This window comes from Actinospica durhamensis (assembly GCF_018139695.1).
Taxonomy (GTDB): domain Bacteria; phylum Actinomycetota; class Actinomycetes; order Streptomycetales; family Catenulisporaceae; genus Actinospica; species Actinospica durhamensis.
The window spans coordinates 1-10,771 of record NZ_JAGSOG010000281.1 but is presented as its reverse complement, the minus strand read 5'-3'; the positions used below and the strand labels follow the sequence as shown (position 1 = coordinate 10,771).

At 72.5% G+C, this 10,771-nt stretch carries 11 protein-coding genes; 4 read left to right on the top strand and 7 right to left on the bottom strand.

All coding sequences use genetic code 11. The annotated features are described in order from the left end of the window. Nucleotides 1–87: 87 nt before the first annotated feature. The gene (locus tag KDL01_RS34085; RefSeq protein WP_212532810.1) at nt 88–603 is read right to left on the bottom strand and encodes an Lrp/AsnC family transcriptional regulator; all 516 of its coding nucleotides are present in this window, start codon (nt 601–603) and stop codon (nt 88–90) included. Between the two features lie 101 nt (nt 604–704). On the opposite strand from KDL01_RS34085, the gene KDL01_RS34080 reads away from it, so the two are divergent. Together KDL01_RS34080 and KDL01_RS34075 are read left to right on the top strand one after the other, a co-directional pair. Beyond that, nucleotides 705–1,883, top strand: a complete 1,179-nt coding sequence (locus tag KDL01_RS34080; RefSeq protein WP_246577393.1) for a trans-sulfuration enzyme family protein — start codon at nt 705–707, stop codon at nt 1,881–1,883. 94 nt (nt 1,884–1,977) lie between these two features. Continuing rightward, on the top strand, nt 1,978–3,027 hold the full coding sequence (locus KDL01_RS34075; protein WP_212532809.1) for an isopenicillin N synthase family dioxygenase: 1,050 nt from the start codon (nt 1,978–1,980) through the stop codon (nt 3,025–3,027). 52 nt (nt 3,028–3,079) lie between these two features. On the opposite strand, the gene KDL01_RS34070 is transcribed toward KDL01_RS34075, so the two are convergent. The 3 genes from KDL01_RS34070 to KDL01_RS34060 form a co-directional block, all read right to left on the bottom strand. Next, nucleotides 3,080–3,997, bottom strand: coding sequence for an NADP-dependent oxidoreductase (locus KDL01_RS34070; RefSeq protein ID WP_212532808.1), 918 nt, complete (start codon nt 3,995–3,997; stop codon nt 3,080–3,082). A 119-nt stretch (nt 3,998–4,116) separates the two neighbouring features. Then, nucleotides 4,117–4,797 carry an ArsR/SmtB family transcription factor gene (locus KDL01_RS34065; protein ID WP_212532811.1) on the bottom strand — a complete coding sequence of 227 codons (681 nt, stop codon included), beginning with the start codon at nt 4,795–4,797 and terminating at the stop codon, nt 4,117–4,119. A 361-nt stretch (nt 4,798–5,158) separates the two neighbouring features. Beyond that, the gene (locus KDL01_RS34060; RefSeq protein ID WP_212532807.1) at nt 5,159–5,815 is read right to left on the bottom strand and encodes a TetR/AcrR family transcriptional regulator; all 657 of its coding nucleotides are present in this window, start codon (nt 5,813–5,815) and stop codon (nt 5,159–5,161) included. Nucleotides 5,816–6,034: 219 nt separating this feature from the next. On the opposite strand from KDL01_RS34060, the gene KDL01_RS34055 reads away from it, so the two are divergent. Beyond that, on the top strand, nt 6,035–6,457 hold the full coding sequence (locus KDL01_RS34055; protein WP_212532806.1) for a nuclear transport factor 2 family protein: 423 nt from the start codon (nt 6,035–6,037) through the stop codon (nt 6,455–6,457). An 87-nt stretch (nt 6,458–6,544) separates the two neighbouring features. Here the strand turns inward: KDL01_RS34055 and KDL01_RS34050 are convergent, their stop codons facing one another. Together KDL01_RS34050 and KDL01_RS34045 are read right to left on the bottom strand one after the other, a co-directional pair. Beyond that, entirely contained in the window at nt 6,545–8,320 is a 1,776-nt protein-coding gene (locus tag KDL01_RS34050; protein WP_212532805.1) for a hypothetical protein, read from the bottom strand. A gap of 357 nt (nt 8,321–8,677) precedes the next feature. After that, a complete protein-coding gene (locus tag KDL01_RS34045; protein WP_212532804.1) occupies nt 8,678–9,358 on the bottom strand; it encodes a maleylpyruvate isomerase family mycothiol-dependent enzyme in 681 nt (226 codons plus the stop codon). Between the two features lie 51 nt (nt 9,359–9,409). On the opposite strand from KDL01_RS34045, the gene KDL01_RS34040 reads away from it, so the two are divergent. Beyond that, nucleotides 9,410–9,910 (top strand): hypothetical protein, encoded by a 501-nt coding sequence (locus tag KDL01_RS34040; RefSeq protein ID WP_212532803.1) that lies wholly within the window; start codon nt 9,410–9,412, stop codon nt 9,908–9,910. 10 nt (nt 9,911–9,920) lie between these two features. On the opposite strand, the gene KDL01_RS34035 is transcribed toward KDL01_RS34040, so the two are convergent. Then, nucleotides 9,921–10,771: helix-turn-helix transcriptional regulator (locus KDL01_RS34035; RefSeq protein ID WP_212532802.1), on the bottom strand; the 851-nt coding region annotated here is incomplete at its 5' end.

Sequence of the window (10,771 nt, the reverse complement as noted above, 5' to 3'; positions counted from 1 at the left end):
CCCACCCGCGGTCCGGGGGGTTCTCACATGCGCGGGCGGCGGGCGAAGGGCTGCGGGAGGCGGGCCGCGGTGCGGGGGAGCGGCCGCTCAGTCGGCCAGCCCGAGCCCGGTCAGGGTCCCGGGCAGGTGGGCGAAGATGAGGCTGGTCTCGGTGTGCCGCACGGCCGGGTGCCCGGTGAGGTGGTCGAGCACGAAGTCCCGCAGCGCGTCCGAGTCGCGCACGGCCACGTGCAGCAGGTAGTCGTCCGCCCCGGCCACGTGGAAGGCGCTGACCACCCCGGGCAGCCGCGGCACGTCCCGCACGAACGCCTCGATCTGCTGCTTCGTGTGCGCGCTGAGCTGAACCGCGATCATCGCCTGCAGGCCGAGGCCCAGCGCCGCCGGGTCCAGGTCGGCGTGGAAGCCGCGCACCACCCCCCGCTCCCGCAGCGCCCTGATCCGCGCGTGGCAGGTGGAGGGCGCGATCCCGACCCGGTCGGCGATCGCGTTGTTCGCCAGCCGGGCGTCCTCGGCCAGGATCCGCAGGATCGCCCGGTCCACCTCGTCCAGGCCCGCGCGATCCGTCGCCACCTCGCGCCGCGCATCGTTCGGCGGGACGGGCATGCTCGACCTCCTTGCGAGAGATTATTCGGTGATCTCCCGTGTTCACAGAATTATACTCATGCTACTTCCCATCTGGCCGGATGTTCTTCACCATAAGGCCCATGACCGCCCTCGACACCCGCGCCGTACACGCCGGCCGCGCCGATCTGGCCGGCCTCGGTGTGCACGTGCCGCCGATCGACTTGTCCACCACGAATCCCCTCCCGGACGTCGAGCTCGGCGGCGCCTGCTACGAGGCGCTGGCCACCGGCGGCCTGCCGGTTGCGGACGGCACGCACGTCTACCAGCGGCTGTGGAACCCGACCACCGGACGCTTCGAGCAGGCGCTGGCCGAGCTCGAGCAGTGCGAGCAGGCGGTCGCCTTCGCCTCGGGGATGGCGGCGATCAGCGCCTGCATCATCGCGGCGGCGGCCGAGGGGCGCAGGCACGTGGTCGCCGTGCGCCCGCTCTACGGCGGCACCGACCACCTGCTGGCCACCGGCCTGCTCGGCAGCGAGGTCAGCTGGGCCGCACCGGACGAGGTGGCCGCGGCGATCCGGCCGGACACCGGCCTCGTCGTGGTCGAGACGCCGGGCAACCCGACCCTGGAGCTGCTCGACCTGGCCCGGCTCGCTCGGCAGTGCGGCGGCCCCGACGGCGTCCCGCTGCTCGTGGACAACACCTTCGCCACCCCGATCCTGCAGCAGCCGGCCCGCTTCGGCGCCACCCTGGTCGTCCACAGCGCCACCAAGTACCTCGGCGGACACGGCGACGTCCTGGCCGGCGTGGTGGCCACGAACGAGGAGTGGGCGGCCAGGCTGCGCCGGGTACGCGCCGTCACCGGCGGCATCCTGCACCCGCTCGCCGCCTACCTGCTCCACCGCGGCCTGCAGACCCTGCCGCTGCGCATCCGGCACCAGTCCGACTCGGCCCAGAAGCTCGCCGACTGGCTCACCACCCACCCGGCCGTCGAGCGGGTGTACTACCCGGGCCTGGCCGAATGCGACCCGCTGCACCTGATCGGGCGCCAGATGTCCGGCCCCGGCGCGATCCTCGCCGTCTCGGTGCGCGGCGGACTCGAGGCGGCCGCGCGCGTCGCCGGGGCCTGCGAGCTGATCACGCACGCGGTCTCGCTCGGCGGCGTCGACACGCTGATTCAGCACCCTGCCTCGCTCACCCACCGCCCGGTCGCCGGGGACGCCAAGCCGCACGCCTCCGTGCTGCGCCTGTCCATCGGCCTCGAGGACGTGGACGACCTGCGCGTCGACCTCGCCCGCGCGCTCGACGCCGCGGCCCGCTGAGCGCCGGGGCAACGCCGGGACGCTGTTGCGTGGCGACGCACAGCCGCCGCGTCGCCCGGAATATCCCGCCTCGTCCCGCACGCTGTAGTCAGATGTGAGCGCACATGCCTTCAACACGGTGACCGGCACGCGGGCGCCCTCGGCCCTGCCCGTGATCGACCTGTCCGCGGCCGAGGACCCGGTCCGGGTCGAGTCCTTCCGCGAGGCCCTGCACGAGGCCGCGCACCGGGTGGGGTTCTTCCAGCTGGTCGGGCACGGGATCGAGGCCGACGAGGCGGACGAGCTGCTCGACCTGGTCCGGCGCTTCTTCGCGCTGCCCGAGTCGCACCGCCTCGCCCTGGGCAACCTCGCCTCCCCGCACTTCCGCGGCTACACCCGCATCGGCCACGAGCTGACCGCGGGCCGCTCGGACTGGCGCGACCAGCTCGACGTCGGCCCCGAGCTGCCGCCGCTCGACCTCGGCCCCGAGGACGCGGCCTACCTCTGGTTGCAGGGCCCCAACCTCTGGCCCGAGGACCTGCCCGAGTTGCGCGCTGGCATCCTGGCCTGGCAGGACCGCCTGGCCGCCGTCGCGCACCGGCTGCTGCAGGAACTACTGGTCTCCCTCGACGCGCCGCGCGAGTTCTTCGACGACGCGTTCTCCGGGCACCCGCACCTGCACACCAAGCTCGTGCGCTACCCCGGCCGCGCGCCGGACGGCTCCGAACAGGGCGTCGGCTGGCACAAGGACTACGGGCTGCTCACGTTGCTGCTCCAGGACGAGAACGGCGGCCTGCAGGTGCAGGCCTCGGACGGCGGCGTCATCCACGTCGACCCGATCCGCGGCGCGTTCGTGGTCAACCTCGGCGAGCTGCTCGAGATAGCGACCCGCGGCTATCTGGTGGCCACCAACCACCGCGTGGTGAGCCCCGCCTCGGGCGTCGAGCGCTACTCGGTGCCGTTCTTCTACAACCCGCGCCTCGACGCGCACATCACGACCGTCCCCGGCGGCTACCTCGCCGACGCGCCGGGCGTGGTGCGCGACCCGGACAACGCCCTCTACGAGGTCTTCGGCTGGAACGAGCTCAAGGGCTACCTGCGCTCCCACCCCGAGGTGGCCCGCCGCTACCATCCCGGTGCGGCGGTACGCTTCCCCGAATCCTGATTCCGCAGGACATTCATAAGAATTCTGATGCCCCGAGGCATGTCGTGCCTGTTCAGTCGACCGTCAGGACCAGCTTGCCCTGGCCGTGCCCGGCCTCGCTGGCCCGGTGCGCGTCCACCGCGCGCGCGAGCGGGAAGGTGGCCGAGACCGCCGTCACCAGCCCGCCCTGCACGGCCAGTTCGGCCAGCGACGCGAGGAACTCCGGCGAACGCGGCGAGTCCGGGCCGCCGCCGGAGAAGGTCACCCCGTACTGCTCCGCCCCCGCGTAGTCCGCGATCGTCACGATCCGGGAGGTGCCCCCGCGCAGCGTGATCGAGTCGGGCAGCGCGCCCTTGCCGGCCACGTCGAAGACCGCGTCCACGCCCTTCGGAGCCAGCTCCCTGACCCGCTCGACCAGGCCCGGGCCGTACCCGGTGGGGATCGCGCCGAGGGACTCGAGGTACTCCGCGTTCGCCTCGCTCGCCGTCCCGATCACGGTCGCGCCGCGGGCCACGGCCAGCTGCACCGCCACCGTGCCCACCGCCCCGGACGCCCCGTGGATCAGCAGGGTCTCGCCCGCGCCGAGGCCGAGCTGGCGCAGCACCCGCTCGGCCGTCTCGCCCGCCACCGGCAGCGCCACCGCCTGCTCCCAGCTCAGCGCCGCGGGTTTGGCCGCGAACGTGGTGGCGATCGCGTACTCGGCGTACGAGCCGCCCTTCGTCCAGCCGAAGACCTCGTCGCCCACGGCGAAGCCCACCACGTCCGAGCCGAGCGCGTCGATCACGCCCGCCGCCTCGATACCGGGGATCGCGGGCAGCGAGGCGGGCAGGTTGGGCCGCATCTGCCCGGAGCGGACCTTGAAGTCCATCGGGTTCACCCCCGACACGTGCACCCGGATCCGCGCCTGCTGCGGCCCCGGCTCGGGCACCGGCATGTCGGCCTCGTGCAACACCTCGGGGCCGCCGAACTCGTCGAACGCGATCGCCTTCATCAGGGGTCTCCTTCCGCTGCGTCTCACGGTCAGGATATCCCCGGCCTTCCCGGCAGGCCTCGGGGCCACGCCGCACGAGCCCGGGTCGGATGGCGGATCGCGCCGCTCCCGACCCGGCGTCAGATCCCGAACCGGGTCCGCAGCGCGCTCGTGCCCCGCTCGGTCACGGCCACCGCGCGGCCGGTGCCGATCCGGGTGATCCAGCCGTTGTCGAAGGCGAGCCGGCAGATGGCCGAGCCCAGCGAGCCGGCCAGGTGCGGGCGGCGCTCGGTCCAGTCCAGGCAGGAGCGCACCGGCGGCCGACGCGTGCCCTCCGGCAGGTCGAGGCCGAGCTCGCCGACCCACTTCACGCCCTGGTCGGTCAGCGCCAGCCCCTGGCTCCAGTCCAGCAGTCCCTGGTCGGTCATCGCGTCCGCGATCGCCACGCCGAGGGTGCCGGCCAGGTGGTCGTAGCAGGTACGGGCCCGGGCCAGCGCCTTGTTGCGGTTGGCCACGCTCAGGGTGTGCTTCGGCTCGGTCCGCCGCGGCGCGAGCACGACGAGGTGTTCGATCAGCTCTGCCGCGTCCGGCCCGGCCAGCCGCAGGTAGCGATGCCGCCCCTGCCGCTCCTGGGCCAGCAGCCCGCCGTCCACCAGCATGTTGAGATGCTCGGTCGCGGTCGAGGCGGCCACGTCCGCGTGCCGGGCCAGCTCGCCCGCGGTCCACGCCCGCCCGTCGAGCAGTGCCATGCAGAACTGCGCCCGGGTGCTGTCCGCCAGCAGCGCCGCCAACGCCGCCACGTCCGGCCCCGCCACCGGCATGGCGTCGCCCGCACCGCCACCCGCCGCAGCCCTGGACGCGGCGCTCGATTCGACCGCGGCGTGCCCGGCGGCGAACTCTCCCGCAGCGAGGCGGCCGGTCTTCGCCGCGGTCCTCGGCGTGCTCTTCGTCGCGCTGGACTTCGTCGCGACGGTCTTCGTCGCGGTGGCCGGCGGCGCGGGCGCGGTGGCCGGGTCTGTCGTCCCTGTCGTCCCTGTCGTCCCTGATACGCGTGCCATCGGTGTCCGCCTCGTCATGGGGCCGCGGCGGTGTGCCGCGGAGTTGCCCAGGCCCCCATCCTCCGACCCGGACACTTCGCCGTCCACCGAACCGTCCCGGCCTGGCCGCCCGCTCGTCTGCGCGCTACCGGTCGCCCGGCGGCAGCAGCCCGTCGCAGATCAGCCGGGTCAACCGGCCCTGCACGTACCCCGCCTCGGCCGCCGCGCGAGCCTCCGCGGCGAGCGCGCCGACGGCCAGCGCGTGCAGATCGGCCACGCTCACCCCGTCCCGGACCGCACCCGCCGCCAGCGCCCGGTCGAGCAGCGCGCCGAGCCTGGCCTGCAGCCGCGCCGCGGACGCCAGCGTCTGCGGGCTCAGGCCCACGCCCGAGGCCGCGAGCGCCTCGGCCAGGTCCTTCTTCCCGTCCGCGTCCTCGACCATCGAGATGAAGAAGTCGAAGAACGCCGCGCCCGCGTCGTGCGCGTCGAGCACCGCTTCGGCGCCCGCGGCCAGCGCGTCGAGCCGGTCGGCCACCACGGCCTCGAACAGCGCCTCCTTGGTGGGGAAGTGCCGGTAGACCGTGCCCGCACCCACCCCGGCCCGGCGCGCGATCTCGTCCAGCGGCACCGCCAGACCCTCCGCCGCGAACGCCGCCCGCGCCGCGTCCAGCACCTTCGCCCGGTTGCGCGCCGCGTCCGCCCGCAGCGGCCTCGGCCGGGCGGCGGGCGCGGCCTGCGGCCCCGGCTCCGACCGGGACTCCAGCCCCTGATCAGGCGCTGAGGCAGGCCCTGATTCGGGCACTGACTCGGGGCCTGACTCAGCGCCTGGCTCAGGGCCTGGCTCAGGCTTGGCGGGCGACGTGCTGCGGGCGCGCGTGGTCACGCGGGACCAGTCCTCTCGACAAACGGGGCGGCCGTTCCGTATATTTAAGCGGGGCGGCCGTTCCGGAAACTTGCGGAAACCTGTGAAACCACAAACGGGGCAAACGTTCCGATTCTATCGACGTCAGGAGTCTTCGGCATGTCCGTACCGACCACACGTACCCCGCGCGAAACCATCGAGCAGTTCCTGCACACCGTCGTGCACGGCACCCGGGACGAGCTCGCCGACTTCTACACGCCCGACGTGCGCATCGAGATCCCCTTCGCCCCCGGCGGCGTGCCGCAGGTCAGCGAGGGCCGCGAGGAGATCAGGGCCCGGATGAAGGGGGCGGAGGCGATGTGGAGCTTCGACTCCGTGCAGGACGTCACCGTGCACACCACCGGAGAGCCGGACGTCGTGATCGCCGAGTACCGTGTGCACGGCACCCTCGCCGCGAACGGCCGCGCCTTCAGCCTCGGCTACATCTCCGTCTTCCGGGTCGAGGACGGACTCGTCGCCTGGGCCCGCGACTACGGCAACCCGCTCGAGGTGGGCGAACTGACCAAGGAACTCGGCATGTAGCCGCCCTGCGTGTGTCCGGCCGGTCCGCTCCGCACGGGCGGCCGGCCGGACGCCTCGGCGGTCAACCGACTCAGCTCACTGAGCCGCTCATGCCGCCGGAAGCAGCGCGAGCTGCTGCTCGGCCCAGGCGTAGGCCTCGGCGAGGTCGGCCCTGTCGGAGATCGCCACGGTGACCCTGACCTCGTAGTCGCCCTTCCAGGCCAGCACCTGGACGGTCTCCGTCTGGTAGTAGTCGCTGGTGCTGACCGGTTCCGCCAGGCACAGCGTGTCCGCGGCCGCGCTCACCGTGCAGCTGCGCTCCGCCTCATCGGAGAGTCCGTACTCGATCGTGGCGGACGCCTTCGCCTGTGCCGCGGAGCCGAACTTCAGCACAACCGCGTCCGCCGTGGCCCCGCTCTTGGCGCTCCACTCCCGGTGCTCGGCGCTCTGGAAGCCGTCGGCCGTCAGCCACGTCCCGTACTGCAAGCCGTACAAGGTGTCGTACTCGGTCGCGTAGGTCGTGGCACTGACACTCGTGTTCGCCTCGTACAGGGACTTCGACGTCGTGTCGCTCGCCCCGGCCGGCAACGGCGCGAGGCAGTTGTCCGACGTCGGGCACGTACCCTGGGCGACGGTCTTGATCGCGGGCGCGGCGAGCGAGGGCAGGCCGAGGTCGACCTGGTGCGCGCTCGCCTTGACCCGGTCCGTGATCGTCTTCGCCCACGCGTTCGCCAGGGTCTTGTTCAGAGAGCCCGCGAAGTAGAACCAGGCGTGGACGACGACATTGCCGATCTGATCGATGAAGGTGAACTGGGTCAGCCCGTGGGAGTCGGTCTTGTTCGTGTACCAGGCCTGTGCTTCGGGCTCGCCGGGGATCGCGTAGCTGATCCCCTTGAGGCCGGCGCCCCACTGGGGCTCACCGAAATCACGGCTGTAGACGAAGCTCGCGCCCTCCTCGGTGAGCGCCTGCGCGATGTAGACGTCAGCCTGCTGCGAGTCGTCGGCGTTCGCCCAGCTGGTGTGGACGACTCCGGTCATGTCGGCGAGGTTGAAGGCCCCCTGCACCGCTATCTGCGCGTTCGGCTGCCACCAGATCTTGCCGAACTGCGCCGGCGTCAGCGTCGAAGCGCTCACCCAACTGCTCTTGTAGCTCCAGGCCCAAGGCACGTCACCACTCGGCCGCGACGGCAGGCACGCACGCAGGTTCTCGCACGCGACCTCCTCCATCCCCGGCGCGGGGGCGGGCGCGTCGGCGGCCGGAGCGGGCGCGCTGTGGAGCGAAGCCAGCTCTGTGCCCACCCAGTTGCGCAGGTCCGCGGTCTCGAGCTGGTTCGGGCTGGAATACGCGACGTTCAGCACCAAGTCGCCCACCACGGTCGAGTACGCCGCGTCGAAGTCGCCCCGCGAGTCGGGCTTGGCCCCGGCGTGCGCCGCCCCGGTGGAGTCACCCGGGATGCCGGCGGACTGACCGGGGTAGGCCGCCAGGATCTCGGCCGAGCGTGTGTCGTTCCACGCCTGCGCGCCCTTGAGCGTGGCGAACTCGAGCAGCACCAGGTCGACGTTGTCGCCGTCCACGGCGTTCCAGTCGGCGTGGACCAGCCCGCTCTCGCCGTCGCCGCCGACCTCGTTGCTCGTGTCCGAGGTCATGCCCTTGGCGTCGCCGGTGATGTTAGACGCGTACCCGTCGACGCTCGGCGCGGTGGTCTGGTCCCACCCCGAGTCGAAGCCCAGCTGTATGGCCCCGGCCGGAGCCTTGATCAGGCACGACGCGAGCGTAGCCGGCGCGCACGCCACGGCCTTGACCACCGAGTCCCCGTGCCGCCCCGAGTTCGACACGACCACGCCGACCGTAGCGAGCGCCGCCACGGCCGCCACCGCCGTCACGATCCACAGCTTCCGCCGCCGCCCCCGCCTGCGCCGCGATGCCGCCTGGAGTTCCTCGGAAGAGTACTGAGACGGCTGTGCGTGCACGGACCGGAACCGCACGTTCGCGCCTGCCCGCACCGTCTCAGACTCCCCGCCCGGACTGGCCCACGCCTCGCCAACCGGTTCCGATCCCGACGTCGGTTCCGACATGCTCCGATCCCCCCTCGCCGTGCCGCGACTGCGTCACTTCACATCCGCGCACGCAGGCTACTCGGGAGAGATCGATCCTTGATAGCAGACTGCGATAACGAATCGGTAGTGCCCCTGGTAGTGGCCGGGCTGCTCAACTCGCGCCGAGCAACTCGGTGATCCTTGCTAGACCGCCAGATCGATCAAGGGCAGGTCGAACAGGTGCAGCCGGTCGATGAACGGCTCGACGTCGCCGTTCCAGTCCAGGGCGAGCAGTTGGGCGCGGCTGCGCCGGCCGATCAGGATCCGGTTGAACTCGTAGTCCGTGGTGCGCAGGACCAGCGCCGGCTCACCCGCGCCGATCCGCCACTCCCCGCCCTCGACCGTGGAGAAGTGCACGGCCGGAGTCACGTCGTGCTTGCGCCAGTAGTGGTCGAGCATTCCGGCTATGTACGCCGCGATGCCGGTGCACACGGCGTCCTGCCGCTCCACCGGCAGATCCAGCGCGCCGCGGATGTCCATCTCGTGGCTCCACACGTCGGCGGACATCAGCCCGAAGGCGATGGCGTTCGGGCCGCCCATCAGCGTGTCGAGCTCCGGCGCGACCCGGCTCCACTCCGCGGACAGCTCCTTGAGCGTGCGGCCCTGGCGCTGCTCGACCTGCCGGGCCGTGTCCTCGTCCGTGGCGCGCCGCCGCAACTCGCCGCGGGCCACCTCCGTGCTCAGCCCGGCCATGTGCGCGTAGGTGTCGCGGACGGTCCAGGCGGGCAGAGCGGGGACCGCGGCGGCGGCCTGGTCGTCGTCGAGTTGCGCGGCGAGTTCGAGCAGGCGCGCGCGCACGGTGCGGTAAGCCTCAGCGGTATCCATGCCGGGAGGATACCGCTCGGTAACTTCGGCGTGGTGTGGTGCAATGCTCCTATGTCCGAGGACCCGAACCGGCTGCTGCCGAACCTGCGGCGCGCCCTGTTCCTGCGGCGACTGCGGCGTCAACAGGCCGAGGAGGTGCCGCCCGGCGCGGTGCCGCACCTGAACTTCCGGGAACGCCGGCTGCTCCGGGCCATGCTGCGCCGGGCCGACCAGCCGTGGTCGCTCAACGTGATCTCGTTCACGTTCCTGATCCCGCCGCTGACCGTCGTCGAACTCGGCGAACGGCTGAGCCCGGCCAACCTCGCCTTCGTACGCTGGATCAACGGCGTGCGACACCTCGTGTTGACCGAGGTCGGTATCAGCGAACTGCCGGGCATCCTCGAGCTCTACCGATCCGTCCGCCCGCTGCCGGTGCTGCTCCGCCACGGCCCGCGCGCCGCCGCACTGGCCTGGCTCACCCGCCACCGCGACCGCGCCTGGCGCCGCCGCCGCAAGCGCGAACTGCGCGCCGACGGCGCGTCGCACCGGGACGACGACAGCCTGCTCTGGTGAGGCCGGCCCGTCAGTGCGCGCCGGATTCGTGCTCTGACGTCGCCGTCGCCGTCGCCGTAGTCGAGATCTGCGAAATGTCGTCAGCACGCTGCGACATCTCGAGCTCCAGCGACCCCGCCCCCTTCATGTCCAACAGCACCATCGCGTCGTGGTCGGCCGAGCCCGGCACGGCGCTGTAGACGACCATGCGCTGCCCGTCGGTGCGGTTGATCTCCATCACCTCGTGCGCCAGCGTGAACGTGCCGACCTCCGGGTGGACGAAGGTCTTCTGCCCGTACCCGACTCGCCGCACGTCGTAGCGCTCCCACATCCGGCTGAAGTCCGGGCTCTTGACCGCCAGCTCGCCCACGATCGCGACCAGCTCCGGCGCGTCCGGGTCCGCCCCGGCCACCGCCCGCAGGTGGGCGACGCAGGCCTGCGCCTTGGCCTCCCAGTCCGGCCAGAGCGTGCGCGCGGCCGGATGCAGGAAGGTGTAGCGGATCGTGTTGCGCTGCCGCGCGGGCCAGTCCGCCATCCCCGGCAGCAGCGCCAGCCCGCCCGCGTTCGCCAGGAGCACGTCGTTGGTCGGCGAGATGACGTACGCCGGGCACGGCCGCAGGCTCTCCAGCATCAGCCTGACCGTCGGCCGCACCGTCCGCGACGTCGTCGCCCGAGCCGCCGGCCGCCCCGCGGACCCCCGCGCCGCCTGCGCCGCCAACTCCCGCAAGTACGCCGCCGCCTCCGGATCGAGTCGCAGAGCCCTGCCCAACGCGTCGACCACGGCCGGGCTCGGCCGGTTCTCCTTCCCGCGCTCCAGCCGGATGTAGTAGTCGATACTCACCCCCGCCAGCGCCGCGAGCTCCTCCCGCCGCAACCCCGGCG

What these genes read in the sequence shown, in the direction of transcription:
- KDL01_RS34085 (WP_212532810.1), bottom strand. Translation starts at nt 603, where the DNA reads ATGCCCGTCCCGCCGAACGATGCGCGGCGCGAGGTGGCGACGGATCGC.
- KDL01_RS34080 (WP_246577393.1), top strand. Translation starts at nt 705, where the DNA reads ATGACCGCCCTCGACACCCGCGCCGTACACGCCGGCCGCGCCGATCTG.
- KDL01_RS34070 (WP_212532808.1), bottom strand. Translation starts at nt 3,997, where the DNA reads ATGAAGGCGATCGCGTTCGACGAGTTCGGCGGCCCCGAGGTGTTGCAC.
- KDL01_RS34065 (WP_212532811.1), bottom strand. Translation starts at nt 4,797, where the DNA reads ATGCCGGTGGCGGGGCCGGACGTGGCGGCGTTGGCGGCGCTGCTGGCG.
- KDL01_RS34055 (WP_212532806.1), top strand. Translation starts at nt 6,035, where the DNA reads ATGTCCGTACCGACCACACGTACCCCGCGCGAAACCATCGAGCAGTTC.
- KDL01_RS34045 (WP_212532804.1), bottom strand. Translation starts at nt 9,358, where the DNA reads ATGGATACCGCTGAGGCTTACCGCACCGTGCGCGCGCGCCTGCTCGAA.
- KDL01_RS34040 (WP_212532803.1), top strand. Translation starts at nt 9,410, where the DNA reads ATGTCCGAGGACCCGAACCGGCTGCTGCCGAACCTGCGGCGCGCCCTG.